Origin of the sequence: Ferrovibrio sp. (assembly GCF_036381655.1) — a bacterium.
Taxonomy (GTDB): domain Bacteria; phylum Pseudomonadota; class Alphaproteobacteria; order Ferrovibrionales; family Ferrovibrionaceae; genus Ferrovibrio.
Window position 1 is genome coordinate 16,007 of sequence record NZ_DASVCJ010000014.1, and the last position, 21,821, is coordinate 37,827.

Below are 21,821 nucleotides of genomic sequence, written 5' to 3' on the forward strand. Positions count from 1 at the left end.
AAGTCCGCAAGACACTCGCCCATTCGCCGCGACCGAGTTGTGATCGTTCAGTGGTGGTGCGATCCGTTGCTGGTGTTGTTGACCTGTAGCGAGTTGTCGTAGGTGACACCCGTGCTGGCGTCGGCGCCCTGATTGCCGTTGCTGGCCTGGTTGGCCCCGTTGCTGACCGTCCCGGTCGAGCCGTCGGACAGATTCTGCGTCACCTGATTGAGGTTGCCGATCGAGGTGGACGACGAATTGTAGGTGGTGACGTATTGCTGAAGCGCCGCCAGGCCCGCCGAATTCTGATCCTGCTGCATGCGCCGCGTGAAATCGAATTGCGCCGCCATCGATTTGTTGCGGCCATTGAAATTCCACCCTTCGCGGCCCATCTGCTGGGCCTGCGCCGCAGCGGCAATGCCAAGCGATGCCAGGAGCGTCATCGCGATCGCGGCAACGGCGAACGGCCTGTGGATTTTCCGGTACGACATGATCATTTCCTCCAACAGCGGATAGATGAGCGCCACGGCAGCCGGGAACGGAGGGCGGGATGCCCGCCCTCCGCCGCCGGCGCTGCTTACGGACTCGGAGCCTTGACGGTGATGGACAGGTTGTTGCCCACCGCGGTCGCCACCGAACTGACGATCGGACGGCCGAGCACGGTCTCGGTCGGAGCAAGGCTCTTGTAGCCCTTGATCCAGACGTCGTTCACCGAGGAGGTCGCCGACACGTCGGCATAGGCGAACTGGGTCACGTCGCCGATGAACAGCGAGTTCGAATCGCTGGTAGGCGCGACATTGACGTTCAGGTTGTTCGCGACCGCAGTGGCCGAGCTGTCGACCGTGGCGTTCTTGATGTCATACACGGTCGACGTGGCCGAGATCTCGGCCTTGTCCAGAGAGCCCAGGATCGCCGCCAGGGTCAGCGCGCCGGCGCCAACGATATTTTCGTTGGGTCCCGGACCGCCATGACCATGACTGTTATTGGAACTCGCCGGGTAGACGTTGTCATTGGCGTCGAAGGCGAACTGGCCGATATGGAGCTGCGTCGCAGCGTCGGTATCGATATTGGCGTTGTTGGCCACCGCCACCGCCGTGCTGATGACTTCCGGCAACTCCTTGGTCGCATCGAGGACCTGCTGCGACGGGTTATGCCCGGTCGGCACGAACCAGGACAGCCCGTGGCTGTTACCGTGGCCGTGGCCATGATCCTTATCCTTGGTCGGATCGCCCGGCAGGTTGTAGATGTCGTAGACGGTCGAATCCGCCGTGACATCGCCGATCTGGATCTGAACGGCCTCCAGGTTCAGCAGGCCGGTCGGATCGAACTGGGCGCAGATGTCGATATAGGCCTTGATCAACTCGCGGACATCGAGATCCCAGCTCCAGTCGACCTTGTCGAAGGCGGAGGCATTTGGCGCCGCCGTCATCAGCCCAACGGCAAGAGCGGATGCTCCGGCCAGATAGGCAAACTTACGTGTACCCGTCATTTGCTGTCTCCTTGTTGGTTCTTGAGGAAGTCACTCATGAAATCGGTCTTCTCGAGTTGGCACTCCGGCCGCTTCGGAAGCCCCAGATAGTCCGTCATGATCTGGTATACGGCCATTTCAACGACGGATCTCACGCCGAGCTGAAGCGGTTCGTTCTGAATGCGTCCCGCATCGAACTCGACGAGCCTCGAGCCGAAGAAACGGAAGACGTTCGCTTCGACTTCATATCCAAAGATCTGCTTCTGCAGAGAGCTGACGTAGCCGACGTCGAAGGTCTGGGAATTCACCACCCGGACATCGAGGCCGACATTGATCACCACCGTGCGGCCGCCGCCGCCGATGCCGTCGATCCACAATCCGGCGCCTTCGCTGAGGATGTTGTAGTTGAGCTCGGTGAGCGCCCCCATCACGACATAGTCGCTGGCGCGCACCGGCAGCGGCGCGGTGCTGCGCGTCGTCATCTTCTGCTGCACCATGCGCGCTTCGGCGAGCGGAATGCGCAGATCGAAGCGCTCGACCAGACGCGCTTTCCCGGTCTTGTAGAAAGCGCTGATCATCATCTCGGTCACGCCCTGGCTGAGCACGGTGCCGTTGGTCGTGCGGTCGATCTGGCCCGTCTTGTCCGCCACTTCGCCGACGGCGAAGGTCGGCAGGTTATTGCCCGGCACGCTGGCGAGCGAAGCCAGGCAACTGCTGTAGGGCGTCTCATTGTTGGTGACCGGGAAGCCCAGCGCCGGCTTGACGCCCTGGCGCGGATAGACCGTCGTCCCTGAACACGCCGTTAGCGCCAAACCGCTCAGAGCGAGGCTGATGAGTATTCCTGTCTTCATGACTGCTCCCGTCCCTTTGGCGATCGATGTCAGCGCGATCTGCGGTGCCAATGCTTGCGAAAGAGCAGCGAAGAATGAAGGAAGCAGAAGGCTAAGAACGGGTCATGACGGACTATCCCGGATGGGCAGGCGCCTAGCCTTATGGGAGTCACCCCTCACCTTTGCGGTCGTGCCGGGGGGCATTCGGCGGATGACCTGAAGATCGGCTTGTGCCGCACCGTATCTCTGAAAGGATCGGCTCGCCTTACACGATCCCGTAGCCGACCGACCCAGGGCAGACCGAAACGCGATGCGCAAGGCGCAAAGGATACTTGTCGTCACGAAGAATTCCGCATTGTCGGATTCACTGTGCGATGTGATCAACCACAGCGACCGCAGGCTGGCCGGCGTGACCACGCGCATCGATCTCGACGCAGCCAGGCATTGGCGCAGGCAGGCCGACGTGGTGCTGATCGGCATTGCCGATCTGCTGGCGTTTTCGCGCTACAAGCGCCGCGCCCTCATGCTCCTGACGCAGGTTGCGCCGCCCCTGCTGATCGTCCTGCACTCAGACCAGTTGCTGGACCTGGTCGGCTACCTGGATCGCAGGCATGCGTTGATCTTCCTGGACGACGGCCTTGGCACCCTGCTCGAGGCGTGCGATCTGGCGCTCGACGGCATGATGGCCATGCCGGCTCGGGTCTGGCGCCGCATCCGGGATCGCGATCTATGGTACAGCAGGCTGAGACTGCTTACCGACAGGGAGCAGCATATTCTGAAACTTCTGGCCCAGGCGCTGCCGAATCGGCAAATCGCCGCCGTCACGGGTTTGGCGCCAGGCAGCGTCAACACGATCGTGCGCACCATCATCCGCAAGCTCGGCCTGACCAACCGGACGGCCGCAGCCATGCTGTTTCGGCGATTAGGAGATCGACCTACCGGCTTGCGGCAGTGACGGCCAGTGCAATTTGGAGGTATGGCCGACCCAACCGCCTATTCTGATTGAACATGGCCTGTGACTTTCCCATGTTGCTGCTATCTCTACTACGGCAGACGAGATCGGAGACGGACCATGCATTTCTTTCGCTATCTTATCGCCGCCCTGGCAATCGGCGCCGGCTTCACCAGCCTGCCGGCCGAGGCGCAGTGGAACAACCAGCCCTATCAGCTTCCCTCGCGCGGCAATACCTTCGGCATGAGCCCGGCCTATCGCCAGGTCATCCTCCAGCGGAAACTGAACGGCACACCGAGCAATCCGATCCTGCGCGACGGCGCCGGCAATCTGGTCGACATCGAGCGGCGCGGCAATCTGGCCTTCCTGCGCGCGCAAGCCTCGCCTTTCCTGGTCTCTTCCTCAGGACTGGGTTTCGGCGCGGGCCTCGGCATTGACGGAGTCTCGCTGGGATGGGGGCTCGGCGGAAGCCTCGGCTATGCATCCGGTGCGGCTGGCGGCGCGATATCGAATGGCGGCGCGGTGATCGCCTCATGGACCGGCATGCTGGATGGGGCTCCAACGCTCATCGGCGCTTACGGGTTTGGCGGCCCCGGCGCAGTGATCGATTCCTGGATCGGGCAGCTCAGCAGCATGCCGAGCAGCTAGGCCCGGCGATAATGCCCCTGTTACGTCAGCGGATCGACCGTCCGGCGGCGGGGACCGGCGGCGGCTCCTGATACCTGAACTGCATCGCACGATGGGCTTCGGTCAGGCCATGATTGAGCGCCCATATTGCCGCCTGGGTGCGGTTCTGCACGTTGATCTTCTTGAGGATGCCCTTGAGATGAACCTTCACCGTGCCTTCCGAGATTTGCAGCCGGTTGGCGATCATCTTGTTGGAGAAGCCACCCAGCAGACAATTCAGAATCTGCATCTCGCGGTCGGATAGCGCGCGCCCGGGCATCGGCCCGCGGTTCGTCACAGCCGTGACCGGAGCATGAAAGATGCCGTTGATCAGGCAACGCGCCAGATCGGTGGGAAAGACCTTTTCGCCCAGCAGAACCAGATGCAGCGATTGCAGCAGCGCATCCGCCGACATGTCCTTGAGCAGATACCCGTCGGCGCCGGCCTCGAGCGCAGTGGTCAGGCGCGCACCGTCCATCCCGGATGTCAGCACCACGACTCGGATGTTGCCGCGTTGCTGTCTGAGGGCGCGAATCTGTTCGAAGAACGACATGCCGCCTTCGCCGAATTCGGTGAGAACGAGATCGATCGGCGTGCCATCCATGGCTGACAATGCTTCATCGAGATCGGCGGCCTCGATCTTCACGTCGAAGTCGCTGTCGCTGAAAATGCGTTTGACACCTTCGCGGAACAACCTGCTTTGATCAATCAGCATCAGTGAAACACGCCCACCCATGTCTTCCCTCCTCCTTTTGGTTGCTCGAATCCAATCGAGCTAATTCCGTTTCTCCTACTCATCCTCTTTGCATCGACACGACTGGCTGCGTGAAACCCATATGCGACGATAAGTCGTTTTCTAAAGCGTCATCCACAATTCGAACGGCTAGTTTTCGTTGCCGTCGGGGTACCCCGTCGATGGCAGCTACCTCCTTTGCGATATGAAGCACTTCTGAGATAGCGTTCCGATCGACATCCTCGTCTGCGGCATTCGACTGCGACATTCGCGCCGCCGGTTGATTGGCATTGACGCGATTACATCGCCAGATGCCCGCATCCAGCAGATATCGCCTCCGCACCGTCCACTCAAGAATCGATCGGCCATAACTCATGGTTGTCACAGCCTGCCTTATCGAAGTTGCGCGCGATTGGCTGTGACATCATCGAGCCTTTTGCAGAGCCGCTGCGTCGAATGTGCGAGGCGCAGCATCGATGCCGCGCGCCTCATCGCGGCGCATCCGGCCGTCTCGGATGCCCGGCCGCCCTGGGGTAAATCAACCGATGAGGGAGAGCTCTGCCGCCGCGCATTGCGGCGGGCCGGGACGTCCGCTGTGCGATTTTCGCCACAGTATTCGTATTATGTTCTCTCACCCTGGGGGTCGGCAGGCTCACCCGCCCCAGGAACGCCATAATATTCCAGCTATAAGAGCGCTATACAGAAAGCCGGCAGCGGCGTAGGAGTTTGCACCGCCGACAGTTCCGGCCTCGTCATATTCGGGGAAGTGCGTTTCGTCATGTGGTTGCTGCGTCATCTGGTCATCCTGCTGTTCCTCATCGTCTTGGCCGGTATCGGCGCGGCTGGCGCTGTTCTCGCGGGGCTGTGGTATTTCGGTCGCGACCTGCCCGACTACCAGCAGCTTGCCGATTATCAGCCGCCGGTGACGACGCGCGTGCATGCCGGCGATGGCCGGCTGATCGCCGAATTCGCCCATGAGCGCCGCCTGTTCGTGCCGATCGAGGCGATCCCGCCGCTGGTGAAGCAGGCTTTCCTCGCCGCCGAGGACAAGAATTTCTACGAGCATTCCGGCATCGATCCGGTCGGATTGATCCGCGCCGTGATTCAGAACGCCGTCAACGTGGCGCAGAACCGCCGGCCGGTCGGCGCCTCCACCATCACGCAGCAGGTGGCAAAGAATTTCCTGCTCACCAACGAGGTGTCGCTGACCCGCAAGGCCAAGGAGGCGATTCTCGCCTTCCGCATCGAGAAAGCCTTCTCGAAGGACAAGATCCTCGAACTCTATCTCAACGAGATCTATCTCGGCGCCGGCTCCTATGGCGTGGCTGCCGCCGCGCTCGCCTATTTCGACAAGTCGCTCTACGATCTGACCGTGCCGGAAGCGGCTTTTCTCGCGGCCTTGCCGAAGGCGCCCAGCAACTACAATCCGGTGCGCCACCCCGAACGCGCCAAGGACCGACGCGACTGGGTGATCGGCCGCATGCTGGAAGATGGGGTGATTACCGCCGAGCAGGCCAGGCAGGCCGTCGCGACGCCGCTGACCACCCGCACCCGCCCCGATTCGGAAGTGGCGCGCGCCGACTGGTTCGCCGAGGAGGTCCGGCGCGAACTGGCCGACCGCTACGGCGAGAAGCGGCTCTACGAAGGCGGCTTGAGCGTACGCACCACGATGAATCCGCGGCTGCAGGCGATCGGCGAGCAGGCGCTGCGCGACGGCCTCGTGGCCTATGATCACCGCGCCGGCGGCTGGCGCGGCCCGCTCCATCACATCGCGCTCAATGACAACTGGCGCGCCAGCCTGGCGGCGCTCGGCACCATTCCGGGCGTATTGCAGCCCTGGCGGGTTGCCGTGGTGCTCGACCTCAACGACAGCGCCGCCGAAATCGGTTTTGCCGATGGCAGCAGGGGCCGCATTCCCTATTCCGGGCTGCGCTGGGCGCGCAAGAAGCTCGGACCCGACAGCTTCGGCCCGGTGCCGCGCAAGCCGGCCGACGTGCTGGCCAAGGGCGATGTCGTCGCCGTCGAGCCGATGAACGGCAATCCGCAGGACGGCTACATGCTGCGCCAGATACCCGAGGTCGGCGGCGCGCTGGTGGCGCTCGATCCGCATACCGGCCGCGTGCTCGCCCTGGTCGGCGGCTTCAGCTATGCCGTCAGCCAGTTCGACCGCGCAATCCAGGCGCAGCGCCAGCCCGGCTCGGCCTTCAAGCCTTTCGTCTATGCCGCGGCGCTCGACAGCGGCTTTACGCCGTCCAGCCTGATCCTCGATGCGCCTTTCGTGATGGACCAGGGTCCCGGTTTGCCGCTGTGGAAGCCGGGCAACTACACCAAGCGATTCTACGGCCCATCGACCTTGCGCGTCGGCATCGAAAAGTCGCGCAACCTGATGACGGTGCGCCTCGCACAGGCGATCGGCATGGACAAGGTGGTCGATTACGCCAAGCGCTTCGGCGTGGTCGACGATATGCCGCCGGTCCTCTCCATGGCGCTCGGTGCCGGCGAGACCACTTTGCTGCGCCTGACCACGGCCTATGCCGAGTTCGTCAATGGCGGACGCAAGATCACGCCGACGCTGATCGACCGCATCCAGGACCGCAAGGGCCATACGATCTACCGCCACGACAACCGGCCCTGCCCCGACTGCGTCTCGCCCTTCCATGCGGATGAGATGATGCCGGTGATCCCCGACATGCGGCCGCGCGTCATCGACCAGGTCACGGCCTATCAGATCGTGTCGATTCTCGAGGGCGTCGTGCAGCGCGGCACCGGCGTGCGCATCCGCGAACTCGGCATCCCGCTGGCCGGCAAGACCGGCACCACCAACGACAGCAACGATGCCTGGTTCATCGGCTTCAGTCCAGACCTCGCCGTCGGCGTCTATGCCGGCTACGACACGCCGAAGAGCCTGGGCAAGCATGAACAGGGCGCGACGATCGCCGTGCCGATCTTCAAGGAATTCATGGCCAAGGCGTTGGCCAACAAGCCGGCGATCCAGTTCCGCGTGCCGCCCGGCGTGCGGCTGGTGCGCGTGCAGGCCGATACCGGCGAGCTGGCCCGCCCGGGCGACCGCCATGTCATCCTGGAAGCCTTCCGCCCCGGGACCGAGCCGCAGCCCGGCGAGCGCAGCTCGGTGCTGGACGGCTCGATGATGGCGGAAGACGACAGCGGCGGCGCGGATACCGGCGGCGGCGCGGCCCCGATTTCGGGCACCGGCGGCCTCTATTAGCCGCCGGTCGGAACTCCAGCCGACGCCTTGACACTTTTCCGCGGCGCCTCTATACGCTGCCTCTCTGGCGGGCGGTTAGCTCAGCGGTAGAGCACACCCTTCACATGGGTGGGGCCACAGGTTCAAATCCTGTACCGCCCACCATGAAATTCCATAGATCACAATAACTTACAAAAAATCACGGCCGGCCGTACCGATGCGATTCCATCGGAACCCGGTCTGATATTTCCCGTATCGAGCCTCACGCAGCCAGGGGCTTTCGCCAATGACACATAAATCCCCCGTCGCCGCCGACGGCCATGTTCGTTGCTCGATCGAGGGCCCGATCGCCCGGCTCACCATCGACCGCACCGCCGCGCGCAACGCGATGACCTGGCGCATGTACGAGGAACTGGCTGCCGCCTGCGCCAGCCTGAGCGGCAATGGCGGCATACGCGTCGCCGTGCTGCGCGGCGCCGGCGGCAAGGCCTTCATTGCCGGCACGGATATCGAGCAATTCCGCGCCTTCGCCTCGGGCGAGGACGGCATCGCCTATGAAAAGAGGATCGAGGCCTATATCAGCGGCCTGCAGGCCCTGCCCTTTCCGACCATCGCGGTTGTCGAGGGCTGGGCGGTCGGCGGCGGCTTGGCGATCGCCAATGCCTGCGACATCCGCATCGCGACGCCGGGCTCGCGCTTTGGCGTGCCGATCGCGCGCACGCTCGGCAATTGCCTGTCGGCGGCCAATCTGCGGCGCCTGACGGCGACGCTTGGCACCGCGGTGGTGCAGCGGATGCTGCTGCTGGCTGAAATGCCGACCGCGGAGGAGTTGCCGCGCGGCTATGTCTCGGTCGTCGCCGCAGACGAACTGGATGCGCATATCGACGATCTGTGCCGCCGCATTGCCGGCCATGCGCCGATAACCTTGCGGGTTACCAAGGAAGCGCTGCGCCGGCTTGCCACCGATCCAAACCCGGACGACGCCGACCTGATCCGCGCCGCCTATGGCAGCGCCGATTTCCGCGAGGGCATCGAAGCCTTCAGCGCCAAGCGCCCGCCGCACTGGCAGGGCCGCTGAGGTTCGGCTAGGCGTTCTTCGGCGAGGCTTCGTAGCGATAGCGCGAGGCGCCGTCGCTATCGATGCCTTCGAGCTGCACGTTGTAACCCCAGAGATCGGCGATATATCCGAGCACCGCCTTGGCTTCCTGCTCCGACAGCAGGACGTCGTTGGTGATGCGATGCACCAGTTCCAGCCGGCGGTCGCCCTTCAGGCGGACATCCGCGACCTCGATATTCGGCTCGCGGAAGGCGAGATCGTAATGGCGCGCCAGAGCGCGCCGCACCTCGATGTAGCCGCGCTCGTCGTGGATCGCATCGACCCGGTAATGCGGTTCGTCCTGCCGGTCGCCGAGCTTGAACAGATGCAGCTTGCGGATCAGATGCGGCGTCAGGAATTGCGCCACGAAGGCGTCGTCACGGAAACCGGCCCAGGCATGTTTCAGCGTCCCCATGACATCGCCGGTTCCGGCGATGTCCGGCATGAAGGCACGGTCCTCCTCGGTCGGATCGGTGACGACGCGCTCGATGTCGCGCATCATCTCGAAACCCAGGGCATAGGGATTGATGCCGCTGTAGCGCGGGTCGTCGAAATCCGGCTGGAAGACGACATTCGAGTGGCTGGTGAGGAATTCCAGCATCGAGCCCTCGCCGATCAATCCCTGATCGTAGAGCCGGTTCATGATGCGGTAATGAACGTAGGTCGCACAGCCCTCGTTCATCATCTTGGTCTGCTTCTGCGGATAGAAATACTGCGCGATGTTGCGCACGATGCGCACCAGCTCGCGCTCCCAGTTCTCCAGGCGCGGCGAGAATTTCTCGATGAAATACAGCAGATTTTCTTCCGGCAGGCCGAGTGCGGCACGGCGGGAATCATTATCCTTTTCGTCCGGCGGGGTTTCCGTCTCGCCCAGCTTGGGCACGGTCCGCCACAAATCGTTGTAGGTTTCCTGGTGATGCTGCCGGCGCGCCTCGGCACGCTTTTCCTCGTCGGCGAGTTTCTGGCGTATGCGGCTGTAGCGGTTGACGCCCTGATCCATCAGCGCATGGGCGGCATCCAAAACACGCTCGACTGCGGCGATGCCGTGCTTCTCCTCGCATTGCGCCACATAGGATTTGGCGAAGCTGAGATAGTCCAGAATGCCCTCGGCATCCGTCCATTCCTTGAACAGGTAATTGTTCCTGAAGAAATGGTTATGCCCGAAAGCGGCATGCGCCATCACCAGCGCCTGCATGGTCATGGTGTTGTCTTCCATGATGTAGGAGATGCAGGGATTGGAATTGATGACGATCTCGTAGGCGAGGCCGGAATAGCCCTTGCGGTACATCTTTTCGTCGCGGACGAAATGCTTCCCGAAGGACCAGTGATTGTAGAAGATCGGCATGCCGATCGACGAATAGGCATCCAGCATCTGCTCGGAGGAAATCAGCTCGATCTGGTTTGGATACGGCTCCAGGCCAAGTTCGCCGATCGCAATCGCCTCTATGGCGTCGAAGGTGCGCTTCACCGTGTCGAAGGTCCACTCCGCACCTTCGAAAAGAAGCCTGGACGATCCCGAACCGCTCATATGCTAGCTCCGGCTCACGCCGCTGCCCGGCGGGCCTTGGCAAAAAGTTGATGGAAAACCGGGAAGATATCCGCCTTCGAAAACACACGCTTCATGGCGAAATTCGGATTCTGGTCGGCCAGTTCCTTGTAGTCGCGCCACAGCACGCTGGCATTGCTTTCGGAGCGAAAGATGTCGGCCGAGGATTCATCGAGCACTTCGATATAGGCGAAATACTGGCAGAGCGGCAGAAGATCCTCCTGCATGATGCGCGTGCAGGCCTCGCGATCGCCCGAATAGTTGTCGCCGTCGGAAGCCTGCGCTGCATAGATGTTCCACTCTTCGACCGGATAGCGTTCGGCCACGATGCGCCGCATCTCGGCCAAAGCGGAGGAGACGACCGTTCCGCCCGTTTCCCGGCTATGGAAGAAGGTGTCCTCGTCCACTTCCTTCGCCTCCGATGTATGCCGGATGAATACGACCTCGATATGGTCGTACTTGCGGGACAGGAACAGGTGCAGCAACAGGAAGAACCGCTTCGCCAGATCCTTCATCCCCTCCGTCATGGAGCCGGAGACATCCATCAGGCAGAACATCACGGCCTGGGCCTCCGGCTTCGGAATCGGTTCGTAGCGGTTGAATCGAAGATCGATCGGATCGATGAAGGCGATGCGCTTCATCCGGCGCGTCAGGGTCGCGTGCGATGCCCTCAGCGCGGTCAGCCGCGCATCGTCCTCCGGTTTGCATTCCCCAAAGGTCTCAAGCGCGGCGATCTCCGCTTCAAGAGCGTCCAGTTCCGCTGCCCTGGGGCGATGCAGACAAAGCCGACGCGCCAGGCTGTTGCGCATCGTACGGACCAGATTCAGATTGTTCGGCGAGCCGCTCGCGCTGAACCCGGCGCGGACGTTATGGAACGCCGTCATATCCTTCAGATAGGTCTTGGCCAGATCGGGCAGTTCCAGCTCCTCGAACAGGACGTCGAGATACTCGTCCCGGCTGAGCGTGAATTGGAAATTGTCCTCCCCCTCGCCATCGGGGCTGCCCTCACGGCCGCCGCCCCCGCCCTGCTGGTCCGGCCGCGGCAGGGTATCGCCCTGCACATATTCCTTATTGCCGGGCAGCACATAGTCGCGCTGGCCGCCCTGGCTGGAATGCCTGAAGCGGGGCTCCTGGATGCGCTTGACCGGGATATCGACCACCTCCCGTGTATCGACATCGCCCAGCGCCCGTTCCCTGATCGACCGCCGAACCGCTTCCCTGATGGTTTCCTTTGCTACCCGGATGAATCGCTGTCGATTTGCGTGACTCTTTCCCTTCGGATTCGGACGTCGATCGACAATGATCATTCCCATGCTTCAACCTGCCTTGTTCACCCTCATATACCACTCCACCAAACGCCGCGTTTGCCGCGCGGTATAGCCCCTGCTCATCATGCGGTTGACGAATTCGGTATGCTTGCGCTCGGTTTCCTTGTCGCTCTTGGACGTGAAACTGATGACGGGCAGAAGATCCTCCACCTGCGAGAACATCCGCTTCTCCACCACTTCGCGGATTTTCTCGTATGACGTCCAGGACGGATTCTTTCCGTTATTGGCGGCGCGCGCGCGCAAGGCGAACTTCACCACCTCGTTACGGAAATCCTTCGGATTCGCGATGCCGGCCGGCTTCTCGATCTTGGACAATTCCTGATCCAGCATCTTGCGGTCGAACAACTGCCCGGTATCCGGGTCCTTGAAATCCTGGTCCTCGATCCAGGCATCGGCATAGGCAAGATAACGGTCGAACAGATTCTGCCCGTAATCGCCGTAGCTTTCGAGATATGCCTTCTGGATTTCCTTGCCGATGAACTCGGCATAGCGCGGCGCCAGTTCGCTCTTGATGAAGTCGACATACTGCTTCTCGGTCGACTCCGGAAATTGCGTGCGCCGGATCGACTGCTCGAGCACATACATCAGGTGCACCGGATCGGCCGCCACCTCCTCGATGTCGAAATTGAAAGTCTCCGACAGAACCTTGAAGGCGAAGCGCGTCGATACGCCCGTCATGCCTTCATCGACGCCGGCGACATCGCGGTATTCCTGCATGGATTTCGCCTTGGGATCGACATCCTTCAGGTTCTCGCCGTTGTAGACGCGCATCTTCGAGAAAAGATTCGAGTTTTCATGCTCGCGCAGACGGGTAAGCACGCAGAACTGGGCCAGCATGTCGAGCGTCGCCGGGGCGCATGGGGCCTTGGCCAATTCGCTGGCCTGCAGAAGCTTCTTGTAGATTTCGGATTCCTCCTGGGCGCGCAGGCAATAGGGCACCTTGATCACGCAGATGCGGTCGATGAAAGCCTCGTTGTTCTTGTTGTTCTTGAAGCTCTGCCATTCCGCCTCGTTCGAATGCGCCAGCACGATGCCCTGGAACGGAATGGCGCCGATGCCTTCGGTGCCGACGTAATTGCCTTCCTGCGTCGCGGTCAGCAGCGGATGCAGCATCTTGATCGGCGCCTTGAACATCTCGACAAATTCGAGCAGGCCCTGGGTCGTCATGTTCAGGCCGCCGCTGAAGGAATAGGCGTCCGGGTCGTTCTGGCTGAAGAATTCCAACTTGCGGATATCCACCTTGCCGACCAGCGAGGAGACATCCTGGTTGTTCTCATCGCCGGGTTCCGCCTTGGAAACGCCGATCTGGTTGAGTTTCGACGGATACATCTTGACGACGGTGAATTTCGAGATGTCGCCGCCGAATTCCTGAATCCGCTTCAGCGCCCAGGGCGAAGCCAGCCCCGTCAGATAGCGGCGCGCGATGCCGTATTTCTGCTCCAGCACGCCGCCCATCCGCTCCGGATCGAACAGGCCGAGCGGCGATTCCAGGACGGGGCTGATCTTGTCGCCGGCCTTGAGCACGTAAATCGGCAACTGCTCCATCAGGGTCTTCAGGCGCTCGGCGAGCGACGACTTGCCGCCGCCGACCGGACCGAGCAGATAGAGGATCTGCTTGCGCTCCTCGAGGCCCTGAGCCGCATAGCGGAAGAAGCCGACGATGCGCTCGATGGCTTCCTCCATGCCAAAAAAATCCCGGAAAGCCGGGTAGCGTTTGATCGACCGGTTCATGAAGATCCGCCCCAGGCGCGGGTCCTGCGCCGTGTCGATCACCGTGGGCTCGCCGATCGCAGCGACCATCCGCTCTGCGGCGGTCGCGTATGTCGATGAGTCCTCGCGACAGAGCGACAGATAGTCCCGCAACGACATCTCCGTCTGCATCCTGTCTTCGTAGATGTGCGTATAGAGGTCGAATACGTCCGGCTGCTGACTCATCGCATACCCGCTGTCTGAGATGAATGGAGGGAAAGTGGAGGAGCAACCGCACCTGAGTAGATGGTGCCCCTGGGGTCGATCATTGCGTCGATCAATTCTCGATCCGGTGCCGTGCACATTCAGATGCGCTCCGCACAGTGACGCTATCGTAACGAGGGTCGCACCCTTCCCAGCCGTTGCGGTTCGGTCCCAAGATAAGGTCCTCTTTCCGCAAATAAGCCGGCCGGCGCAAACATCAACGCGACGTATCGGAATCTTTGCTCTTGTCGCGGGCAGACGGCAAGTTTTTTTCTGGCTACCCCTCGACCAAGGGCGGTTATCAGCCAATATCGCTCGCTGCTGCCGTCGCTACATTTGGCGCACAAAGCAGGAAGCGGTACTGAAATTTTTCTTTTGGCGATTCGACACGCCTGCGAGTCGCAGACGCGACCAGACGCCATGAAGAACGCTTCAGCGGCGCTGACGTTCCAGTATGCCGCGGGTCCTTCCGGCTAAGCCGTCGCGCTCGTCATTCCGCCGCCGAGGAGCGCCGCACCAGGGCGCGGGAATCACGCGCGGCCAAACGCGAGAGGAGATAGTCGACTTCACTCCGCGCGGCCGCCGACAATGCCGCGCCCGGCTTGCGCTGCGCATCCGAGGCCAGCAGGCCGCGCTGCATCAGCACGTATTTGCGCACCGCAAGGCCGACGCCTTGCTGCTGCTCGTAACGCAACAGCGGCAAATGCGCATCGAACAGATCATGCGCTTCATCGCGCCTGCCGGCCTTCTGCAATCGCACCACATCGGCCAGCATCTCGGGGAAGGCATAGCCCGTCATCGCGCCATCGGCGCCGCGCTCCATCTCGAAATCGAGGAACAGCCCGCCATTGCCGGTCAGGATCGAAATCGGCCGCATCGATCCGTCGCGCTGAAAGCCGCGCAAAGCGCTGATCTTCTCCAGCCCCGGCCAATCCTCGTGCTTGAGCATCATGCAGGAGGCATTCTCCTGCACGATGTGGCGGATTACCTTCGGCGTCATCTGCACCGAGAGCGTAAGCGGATAATCCTGAATGACGAAGGGAATGTCCGGCCCGATCGCCTCGACCGCCTGGCGGTAATAGCCGATGATCTGCTCGTCGGTGCGCAGCGAAGGCAGCGGAGCGATCATCACGCCGGCGGCGCCGCGATCCATGCTGTGCCGCGCCAGCTTGCGCATGGCGGCGAAGCCCGGCGACGAGACACCGACGATCACCGGCAGCTTGCCCATGCCCTTGATGAAGCGCGTTGCCACCGCGAGCGATTCCTCCGGCTCCAGCTTCGGCGCCTCGCCCATGATGCCCAGCACGGTCACGCCGGTGGCGCCCGCCGCGATATAGGCGTCGATCAGCCGGTCGATCGAGGCTTCGTCGATGCTACCGTCCGGATGAAACGGCGTCGGTGCGATCGGATAGACGCCGGCAGCGGATGAGTCGAGGCGCATTGGCGGTACTCCTGATGGGGCGATGGCGGCTTATGCACTCGCCATGGCTTGCGGGAATATCTGCGCCGCAAAGCGCGGATAGGTTTCGCCTATTTCCCGGGCAATCCGGCTGCGCATCAATGCCAATGTCGCGGCATCGGGCGCCTCGGTCTGCGGCCCGGCGGCCGGACAATCGAAATCGAAGCCGGTATTGTCGCGCACCTCTTCCAGACTGTGGCCGGGATGCACGCTGGCCAAGACAAAGCGGCGGCGCTGGCGATCGAAGGTGAACCAGCAAAGATTGGTCAGCAGGCCGATCGGCCCGCCCGGCCGGTAGGTGCCGTCACTCTTCGGACCGGCCGCCGAGATGAAATCGACCTTCGGCACCATGACCCGCCGGCTGTGCTCCTCGCGGAAGAGGATGACGCGCGGCACCAGGGAATATAGATAGGCCGAGCCGAACGAGCCGGGCCAGCGCACATTCGTTCGCGGGTATTCGCCCCCCGCACCGACGAGATTTATATTCGCCTCGCCATCGATCTGGCCGCCGCCCAGGAAGAAAGCATCCAGCCGCCCCTGCCCGGCCAGGTCGAATAACTCGACCCCGCCATCGCAGAGAAAGTCGTTGCGCACGCTGCCCAGCACATTGACCCGCAGGCGGCCGCCGGATTGCGCGCGGGCCAGCAGCGCCCCGGCGCCCGGGATGGGCGACGACGCGCCCGTGGCGACCAGCCGGCAGCCCTGCAGCAGGCGCGCGATGACGGCGATCAGCAATTCCTGACGGCTGAAATCCGGATCGTTTGCCATTGCCCTACTCCGCGGCGCGCTGTTCGCGCACGAAAAGGTCGAGATAACGCTCAAAGCCTTCGTCGCTGCGCGCCATCTCGGTGTATTGGCGCAGATGCGCCTCGTCTTCCGGATAGATATCCCACAGGCGCAGCGGCCAGGCGCCGCGCGGTGCCTCGGCGATGCCGCCGATGTAGGCTGCCGTCAGCGTGCCGGCGGCGGTCTCCTCCGAGGCGAGCAGGTCGATGTCGCGCACCTCCTCCACCGTGACCAGCGATGCGGCGGAGGCATGCGCCATGGCGACCAGCTCGCGCCGGCGCCCGATGAAGACATTGCCGTTGCGGTCGGCGAAAGGCGCGTGAAAGACGGCGAAATCCGGGCGGATCGCCGGCAGCAGGACGATGGGATCCTTCTCGCTGGAGAACGGATTGTCGATCACCATCCAGTCGGGGCGGCTCTTCAGGAGATCGCTGCCGATGATGCCGCGCAGCGGCATGAAGGGCAGGCCCTTGCCGCCGGCCTGAATCGCTGCATGCACGGCGGGACAGGTGGCATCCATCATCCTGAAGGCATTCTTGCGCAGGCCATTGATGAAGCGATGCGCCGGGCCGTATTCGCCCAGGGTGATGGCGGAGGTCTCGAGCGTGGCGACACAGCCGGCGCCGATCAGCAGTTCCGCCTGCAGGCCGGAAACCGGTACGCAGACGACATGCAGATCGCGCACGCCGCGCCGCAGCAGCGCCCGCGTCAGCGCCATGGCGACGCCGGAATAATCCGGCGGCACGGCGATCTTGGCGCCATTCGGGATCTGGGCTGCAAGCTGTTCGATACTGCTCGTCATAGCGGTCATGGCGGGCGGTCCTCCCAATGTTCCGCCAACTGATTGTCGCGCGGATACCCGGACTTGACAACTGCGCGGCTAGGCCCCTCGCGGGTCTAAAAAAAGGCCGGGGCACCTGCCCCGGCCGTCAGTAGGGAGGGAAATCTTGTTACTTGTTACGACCGTGTCGGCGGCTTCGCCGGCCAGCTCTTGATCAGGGCATCGTAATCCACCGTTTCGCCCTTCGGCTTCTCGTTGGCCAGCTTGCGCTGCGGCGCGATATTGCCGTCCTTCTGGGCCTTGTCGAACCAGTATTCGGCCGACTGCTTCTTATGCAGCCTGGGTCCGCACTCGCCCTGGACCTTCGATTTCTCCAGGCGCTCGAGCACCGAATCCTGGGCCGCCGCCAGGGCATTCATGGCCTGCTGCGGCGTCTTTTCGCCCGAGGAGGCATCGCCGATATTCTGCCACCAGAGCTGCGCCAGCTTGGGGTAATCCGGCACGTTCACGCCGGTCGGCGTCCACTGCACGCGGGCGGGCGAGCGGTAGAATTCGATCAGGCCGCCCAGTTCCGGTGCCCGTTTGGTGAATGACTTGTCCCAGATGTCGCTCTCGCGGATGAAAGTCAGGCCGACATGGCTCTTCTTGAGCGACACCGTCTTCGAGACCGTGAACTGGGCATAAAGCCAGGCCGCCTTGCGGCGCTCCAGCGGAGTGGATTTCAGCAAGGTCCAGGATCCGGCATCCTGATAGCCCAGCTTCATGCCGTCCTTCCAGTAGGCCCCATGCGGCGAGGGCGCCATACGCCATTTCGGCGTGCCGTCCTTGTTCATCACCGCCAGGCCGGGTTTGACCATGTCGGCGGTGAATGCCGTGTACCAGAAGATCTGCTGGGCGATATTGCCCTGCGCCGGTACCGGGCCGGCCTCGGAGAAGGTCATGCCGGCCGCCTGCGGCGGGGCATATTTCTTCAGCCAGTCGACATATTTGGCCACGGCATAGACGCTGGCCGGCCCGTTGGTGTCGCCGCCGCGCTCGACGGACGAGCCGACCGGGTTGCAGCCTTCCATGCGGATGCCCCACTCGTCGACGGGCTTGCCGTTCGGGATGCCCTTGTCGCCATTGCCGGCCATCGACAGCCACGCGTCGGTGAACCGCCAGCCGAGCGACGGATCCTTCTTGCCGTAATCCATATGGCCATAGACGCGGACGCCGTCGATCTCCTTCACGTCGTTGGTGAAGAAGTTGGCGATGTCCTCATAGGCCGACCAGTTGACCGGCACGCCGAGATCGTAGCCGTATTTGTCCTTGAACTTCTTCTTCAGATCCGGACGCTGGAACCAGTCGTAACGGAACCAGTAAAGGTTGGCGAATTGCTGGTCCGGCAACTGGTAGATTTTGCCATCCGGCGCCGTCGTGAACGAAATGCCGATGAAGTCCTTCACATCCAGCGTCGGCAGGGTGACATCCTTGCCATCGCCGGTCATCCAGTCGCTCAGCGGGATGGCCTGCTTGTAGCGGAAATGCGTGCCGATCAGGTCGGAATCGTTGACCCAGGCATCGTAGATATTCTTGCCCGACTGCATTTGGGTCTGGATCTTCTCGACCACGTCGCCTTCCTGCAGAAGGTCGTGGCGTACCTTGATCCCGGTGATTTCCGTGAACGCCTTGGCAAGCGTCTTGGACTCGTATTCATGCGTCGTGATCGTTTCCGAGACGACGTTGATCTCCATGCCCTTGAACGGTTCGGCAGCCTTGATGAACCATTCCATTTCCTTCATCTGCTCTTCTTTGGACAGGGTCGAAGGCTGGAATTCGGTCTCCACCCATCGCCGCGCCGCTTCCATATCCGCGAAGGCCGGCGAACTGACTAAGATCGCCAGGGCGGATGCCCCTATAAACCTTAATGCCCTATTCATCGCTTCCTCCTCAGGTTGATTTTCTGCGCAGACAAAGGCTGCGCGTTACGTCCGCACTCACACAAACCGGAATACGCCGACACCAACCAAAACCGAGATTCCGAGCGCCCAGTAGAGGTCTTCGTTGACCAGGCCCAGCCAGGCCAGATTGATGAACGCCGTCAGCAGCAACGTGATGAACAGCCGATCGCCGCGCGTGGTCGGGATGCGCAATATCCCGATCCGCTCCGCCTCCGGCCGGCACAGGGCCAGGACCGTCATCGTCGCGAGCAGACAGGCGACGACACCGAAGAACAGCGCCGTCTCCCAGGTCCATGCCATCCATGCGAATCGTTCCATCGCGGCCTCACACCCGCCCGAGGGCAAAGCCCTTGGCTATGTAGTTGCGGACGAACCAGATCACCAAAATGCCGGGGATCAGCGTCAGCACGCCGGCGGCAGCCAGCAATCCCCAATCCATGCCGGCGGCGGAGACGGTCCGTGTCATCGTCGCGGCGATCGGCTTGGCGTCGATCGTGGTCAGCGTGCGCGCCAGCAGCAGCTCGACCCAGGAGAACATGAAACAGAAGAAAGCCGTGACCCCAATCCCGCTGGCAATCAACGGCACGAAGATCTTCACGAAGAAGACGGGGAAGGAGTAGCCATCGATATAGGCGGTCTCGTCGATCTCACGCGGCACCCCGGACATGAAGCCTTCCAGGATCCAGACCGCCAGCGGCACATTGAATAGCGTATGCGCCAGCGCCACCGCCCAAGGCGTGTCGAACAGCCCGATCGCCGAGTAGAGGTTGAAGAAAGGCAGCGCAAACACCGCCGGCGGAGCCATGCGGTTGGTCAGCAGCCAGAAGAAAAGATGCTTGTCGCCGAGGAAGCGATACCGCGAGAAGGCATAGGCCGCCGGCAATGCCAGACAGATCGACAGGATCGTGTTGATGACTACGTATTCCAGCGAATTGATGTAGCCGGAATACCAGGAGCTGTCGGTGAAAATCTGGACGTAGTTCTGGAATGTCAGCTCGCGCGGCCACAATGTCAGGGTGCTGGTGATCTCTTCATTGGTCTTCAGGCTCATGTTGACGAGCCAGTAGATCGGCAGCAGAAGGAACAGCAGATAGAGTGTCGTGACTGCCGCGCCGCGCCGCATGATCAGGCCCTCCTCTCCGCGTCCAGATTGTTCATCACGGTGTAGAAGACCCAGCAGGCCGCCAGGATCATCAGGTTGTAGACGATCGACATGGCCGCCGCCTTGCCGAGATCGAACTGGCCGAGCGCCAGCTTGACCAGGTCGATGGAGAGGAAGGTCGTCGTATTGCCCGGACCGCCGCCGGTCACGACGAAAGGCTCGGTATAGATCATGAACGAGTCCATGAAACGCAGCAGCACGGCGATGATGAGGACGCGGCGCATTTTCGGCAGCTGGATCATGCGGAAAATGGCCAGGCGCGAAGCGCCGTCAATGCGTGCCGCCTGGTAATAGGCTTCCGGTATCGACTTCAATCCCGCATAGCAGAGCAGCGCCACCAGGGAGGTCCAATGCCAGACGTCCATCAGGATGATGGTGAACCATGCCGAAAGGCCATCCTGCGCGTAGTGGTAGCCGATGCCGAGCATGTTGACCGCCCAGCCGAACAGACCGATGTCGCCACGGGCGAAAATCTGCCAGATGGTGCCGACGACGTTCCAGGGTATCAGCAGCGGCATCGCCATGATCACCAGGCAGGCGGCGACCGGCCAGCCATGCCGCGGCATCGACAAGGCGATGATGATGCCAAGCGGTATCTCGATCAGCAGGATGATGCCGGAGAAAAGCAGATTGCGCCAAAGCGACGCGAAAAAACGGCCGCCGAGTTCGGTGGAGGGATCGAGCAGCTCCTTATACCAGCCGATGCCGTTCCAGAAGAAATTGTTGTTGCCGAAGGTGTCCTGCACCGAATAGTTGACCACCGTCATCAGCGGGATGATGGCGCTGAAGGCGACAATCAGCAGCACCGGCAGCACCAGGAACCAGGCTTTGTTGTTGACGGTCTTTTTCATCCTCCAGACCCTCACGCCACCAGTCGGCCATCGGCATAGATGAAGACTTTTGCCGGATTGAATGCGACGATTCCGGCATCGCCACTGACATCGGTATCCGGCGGCACGGTCGCGGCAATGGGAAAGCCGGCAAGGTCGAGCCGGGCGATGCGCGTGCGGCCCAGATCGTCGATTTGCTTGATGCGCACCGGCAGGCCCTCGCCGGCATTCGACAGCGCGGCGAATTCAGGCCGCACACCGAGTTCGATGCGGCCGGCCAGGCCGTCATAGCGGCGCCCAAGCTTCACCGAATGGCCGGCAATCCGCGCCGTATCGCCGTCAACGGCGCAGGGCAGCAGATTCATGCCGGGCGAGCCGATGAAATGACCGACGAAGGTGTGCGCCGGGCGGTCGAAGAGTTCATCGGGCGTGCCGACCTGCACGACCTGCCCCTCATGCATGACTACCACCGTGTCGGCGAAAGTCAGCGCCTCGGTCTGATCATGCGTGACATAGATCATCGTCACGTCGAGCTTGCGATGGATCTCCTTCAGCGCCGAGCGCAACTCCCATTTCAGGTGCGGGTCGATCACCGTAAGCGGTTCATCGAACAGAATTGCGGCGACATCGGGCCGCACCAGCCCGCGGCCAAGCGATATCTTCTGCTTGGCATCGGCGGTCAGGCCGCGCGCCTTGCGAGGCAAATCATGGGTCAGTTCGAGCAGGCGGGCGATCTCCTTGACCCGCGCCATGGCGGCTTCGCGCGACATGCCGCGATTGCGCAGCGGGAATGCCAGGTTCTCGGCGACAGTGACGGTGTCGTAGATCACCGGGAACTGGAAAACCTGGGCGATGTTGCGCTTCTCGGTCGGCAGGTGCGTAACATCGATATCGTCGAACAGAATGCGCCCGCGGGTCGGAACCACCAGGCCGGATATGATATTGAGCAACGTCGTCTTGCCGCAGCCCGATGGCCCGAGCAGGGCATAGGCGCCGCCGTGCTCCCAGACGTGATCCGACGGCTTCAATGCCCAATCCGCATCCGCCTGCGGTTTTGCTTCGTAGGAATGCGCGACATTGTCCAGGACGATCCGTGCCATGATCCGC

General features: G+C 62.2%; 19 protein-coding genes and 1 tRNA gene. 5 read left to right on the forward strand and 15 right to left on the reverse strand.

Annotated elements, in window-relative coordinates; genetic code table 11:
- Positions 1-47: 47 nt before the first annotated feature.
- From VF194_RS02820 to VF194_RS02830, 3 genes are all read right to left on the reverse strand, one after another.
- Complete coding sequence (locus tag VF194_RS02820) at positions 48-470, reverse strand: hypothetical protein (RefSeq protein WP_330887821.1); 423 nt, start codon at positions 468-470, stop codon at positions 48-50.
- Between the two features lie 86 nt (positions 471-556).
- On the reverse strand, positions 557-1,468 hold the full coding sequence (locus tag VF194_RS02825) for a hypothetical protein (RefSeq protein ID WP_330887823.1): 912 nt from the start codon (positions 1,466-1,468) through the stop codon (positions 557-559).
- Positions 1,465-2,349, reverse strand: a complete 885-nt coding sequence (locus VF194_RS02830; RefSeq protein WP_330887825.1) for a CsgG/HfaB family protein — start codon at positions 2,347-2,349, stop codon at positions 1,465-1,467. Before VF194_RS02830 ends, VF194_RS02825 begins: the two co-directional genes overlap by 4 nt.
- A 238-nt stretch (positions 2,350-2,587) precedes the next feature.
- Here VF194_RS02830 and VF194_RS02835 point away from each other — a divergent pair, with 238 nt between their 5' ends.
- Together VF194_RS02835 and VF194_RS02840 are read left to right on the forward strand one after the other, a co-directional pair.
- Positions 2,588-3,232, forward strand: coding sequence for a helix-turn-helix transcriptional regulator (locus tag VF194_RS02835; protein ID WP_330887827.1), 645 nt, complete (start codon positions 2,588-2,590; stop codon positions 3,230-3,232).
- Between the two features lie 117 nt (positions 3,233-3,349).
- Positions 3,350-3,877: a hypothetical protein gene (locus tag VF194_RS02840; protein ID WP_330887829.1), complete on the forward strand. Its 528-nt coding sequence runs from the start codon at positions 3,350-3,352 to the stop codon at positions 3,875-3,877.
- Between the two features lie 25 nt (positions 3,878-3,902).
- Here the strand turns inward: VF194_RS02840 and VF194_RS02845 are convergent, their stop codons facing one another.
- Complete coding sequence (locus VF194_RS02845; protein WP_330887831.1) at positions 3,903-4,631, reverse strand: response regulator transcription factor; 729 nt, start codon at positions 4,629-4,631, stop codon at positions 3,903-3,905.
- 775 nt (positions 4,632-5,406) lie between these two features.
- On the opposite strand from VF194_RS02845, the gene VF194_RS02850 reads away from it, so the two are divergent.
- The 3 genes from VF194_RS02850 (at position 5,407) to VF194_RS02860 (ending at position 8,911) form a co-directional block, all read left to right on the forward strand.
- Entirely contained in the window at positions 5,407-7,854 is a 2,448-nt protein-coding gene (locus VF194_RS02850) for a penicillin-binding protein 1A (RefSeq protein ID WP_330887833.1), read from the forward strand.
- A gap of 69 nt (positions 7,855-7,923) precedes the next feature.
- Positions 7,924-7,998 (forward strand) — tRNA-Val (locus tag VF194_RS02855).
- A gap of 121 nt (positions 7,999-8,119) precedes the next feature.
- The gene (locus VF194_RS02860; protein ID WP_330887835.1) at positions 8,120-8,911 is read left to right on the forward strand and encodes an enoyl-CoA hydratase/isomerase family protein; all 792 of its coding nucleotides are present in this window, start codon (positions 8,120-8,122) and stop codon (positions 8,909-8,911) included.
- A gap of 7 nt (positions 8,912-8,918) precedes the next feature.
- Here VF194_RS02860 and VF194_RS02865 read toward each other — a convergent pair whose 3' ends face one another.
- The 11 genes from VF194_RS02865 to VF194_RS02915 all read right to left on the reverse strand — a co-directional run bounded on the left by VF194_RS02865 (position 8,919) and on the right by VF194_RS02915 (position 21,814).
- Entirely contained in the window at positions 8,919-10,457 is a 1,539-nt protein-coding gene (locus VF194_RS02865; RefSeq protein WP_330887837.1) for a SpoVR family protein, read from the reverse strand.
- Positions 10,458-10,471: 14 nt separating this feature from the next.
- Positions 10,472-11,788, reverse strand: a complete 1,317-nt coding sequence (locus VF194_RS02870; RefSeq protein WP_330887839.1) for a YeaH/YhbH family protein — start codon at positions 11,786-11,788, stop codon at positions 10,472-10,474.
- 3 nt (positions 11,789-11,791) lie between these two features.
- Entirely contained in the window at positions 11,792-13,738 is a 1,947-nt protein-coding gene (locus VF194_RS02875; protein ID WP_330887840.1) for a PrkA family serine protein kinase, read from the reverse strand.
- 508 nt (positions 13,739-14,246) lie between these two features.
- Positions 14,247-15,197 (reverse strand): dihydrodipicolinate synthase family protein, encoded by a 951-nt coding sequence (locus VF194_RS02880; RefSeq protein ID WP_330887842.1) that lies wholly within the window; start codon positions 15,195-15,197, stop codon positions 14,247-14,249.
- A 30-nt stretch (positions 15,198-15,227) separates the two neighbouring features.
- Complete coding sequence (locus tag VF194_RS02885) at positions 15,228-15,983, reverse strand: CoA-transferase (protein WP_330887844.1); 756 nt, start codon at positions 15,981-15,983, stop codon at positions 15,228-15,230.
- 4 nt (positions 15,984-15,987) lie between these two features.
- The gene (locus VF194_RS02890; RefSeq protein ID WP_330887846.1) at positions 15,988-16,812 is read right to left on the reverse strand and encodes a CoA transferase subunit A; all 825 of its coding nucleotides are present in this window, start codon (positions 16,810-16,812) and stop codon (positions 15,988-15,990) included.
- Positions 16,813-16,958: 146 nt separating this feature from the next.
- Complete coding sequence (locus tag VF194_RS02895; RefSeq protein WP_330887848.1) at positions 16,959-18,701, reverse strand: ABC transporter substrate-binding protein; 1,743 nt, start codon at positions 18,699-18,701, stop codon at positions 16,959-16,961.
- A 57-nt stretch (positions 18,702-18,758) separates the two neighbouring features.
- The gene (locus tag VF194_RS02900) at positions 18,759-19,040 is read right to left on the reverse strand and encodes a DUF2160 domain-containing protein (RefSeq protein ID WP_330887850.1); all 282 of its coding nucleotides are present in this window, start codon (positions 19,038-19,040) and stop codon (positions 18,759-18,761) included.
- A gap of 7 nt (positions 19,041-19,047) precedes the next feature.
- Positions 19,048-19,845, reverse strand: coding sequence for a carbohydrate ABC transporter permease (locus VF194_RS02905; protein WP_330887851.1), 798 nt, complete (start codon positions 19,843-19,845; stop codon positions 19,048-19,050).
- Positions 19,846-19,847: 2 nt separating this feature from the next.
- Positions 19,848-20,735: a sugar ABC transporter permease gene (locus VF194_RS02910; protein ID WP_330887853.1), complete on the reverse strand. Its 888-nt coding sequence runs from the start codon at positions 20,733-20,735 to the stop codon at positions 19,848-19,850.
- 11 nt (positions 20,736-20,746) lie between these two features.
- On the reverse strand, positions 20,747-21,814 hold the full coding sequence (locus VF194_RS02915) for an ABC transporter ATP-binding protein (RefSeq protein ID WP_330887855.1): 1,068 nt from the start codon (positions 21,812-21,814) through the stop codon (positions 20,747-20,749).
- Positions 21,815-21,821 lie beyond the last annotated feature (7 nt).

Bases quoted from the DNA above. Each gene is read 5' to 3' on its own strand.
- VF194_RS02820 (WP_330887821.1), bottom strand. From the start codon at position 470: ATGTCGTACCGGAAAATCCACAGGCCGTTCGCCGTTGCCGCGATCGCG.
- VF194_RS02825 (WP_330887823.1), bottom strand. From the start codon at position 1,468: ATGACGGGTACACGTAAGTTTGCCTATCTGGCCGGAGCATCCGCTCTT.
- VF194_RS02835 (WP_330887827.1), top strand. From the start codon at position 2,588: ATGCGCAAGGCGCAAAGGATACTTGTCGTCACGAAGAATTCCGCATTG.
- VF194_RS02840 (WP_330887829.1), top strand. From the start codon at position 3,350: ATGCATTTCTTTCGCTATCTTATCGCCGCCCTGGCAATCGGCGCCGGC.
- VF194_RS02845 (WP_330887831.1), bottom strand. From the start codon at position 4,631: ATGGGTGGGCGTGTTTCACTGATGCTGATTGATCAAAGCAGGTTGTTC.
- VF194_RS02850 (WP_330887833.1), top strand. From the start codon at position 5,407: ATGTGGTTGCTGCGTCATCTGGTCATCCTGCTGTTCCTCATCGTCTTG.
- VF194_RS02860 (WP_330887835.1), top strand. From the start codon at position 8,120: ATGACACATAAATCCCCCGTCGCCGCCGACGGCCATGTTCGTTGCTCG.
- VF194_RS02865 (WP_330887837.1), bottom strand. From the start codon at position 10,457: ATGAGCGGTTCGGGATCGTCCAGGCTTCTTTTCGAAGGTGCGGAGTGG.
- VF194_RS02870 (WP_330887839.1), bottom strand. From the start codon at position 11,788: ATGGGAATGATCATTGTCGATCGACGTCCGAATCCGAAGGGAAAGAGT.
- VF194_RS02875 (WP_330887840.1), bottom strand. From the start codon at position 13,738: ATGAGTCAGCAGCCGGACGTATTCGACCTCTATACGCACATCTACGAA.
- VF194_RS02880 (WP_330887842.1), bottom strand. From the start codon at position 15,197: ATGCGCCTCGACTCATCCGCTGCCGGCGTCTATCCGATCGCACCGACG.
- VF194_RS02885 (WP_330887844.1), bottom strand. From the start codon at position 15,983: ATGGCAAACGATCCGGATTTCAGCCGTCAGGAATTGCTGATCGCCGTC.
- VF194_RS02890 (WP_330887846.1), bottom strand. From the start codon at position 16,812: ATGACCGCTATGACGAGCAGTATCGAACAGCTTGCAGCCCAGATCCCG.
- VF194_RS02895 (WP_330887848.1), bottom strand. From the start codon at position 18,701: ATGAATAGGGCATTAAGGTTTATAGGGGCATCCGCCCTGGCGATCTTA.
- VF194_RS02900 (WP_330887850.1), bottom strand. From the start codon at position 19,040: ATGGAACGATTCGCATGGATGGCATGGACCTGGGAGACGGCGCTGTTC.
- VF194_RS02905 (WP_330887851.1), bottom strand. From the start codon at position 19,845: ATGCGGCGCGGCGCGGCAGTCACGACACTCTATCTGCTGTTCCTTCTG.
- VF194_RS02910 (WP_330887853.1), bottom strand. From the start codon at position 20,735: ATGAAAAAGACCGTCAACAACAAAGCCTGGTTCCTGGTGCTGCCGGTG.
- VF194_RS02915 (WP_330887855.1), bottom strand. From the start codon at position 21,814: ATGGCACGGATCGTCCTGGACAATGTCGCGCATTCCTACGAAGCAAAA.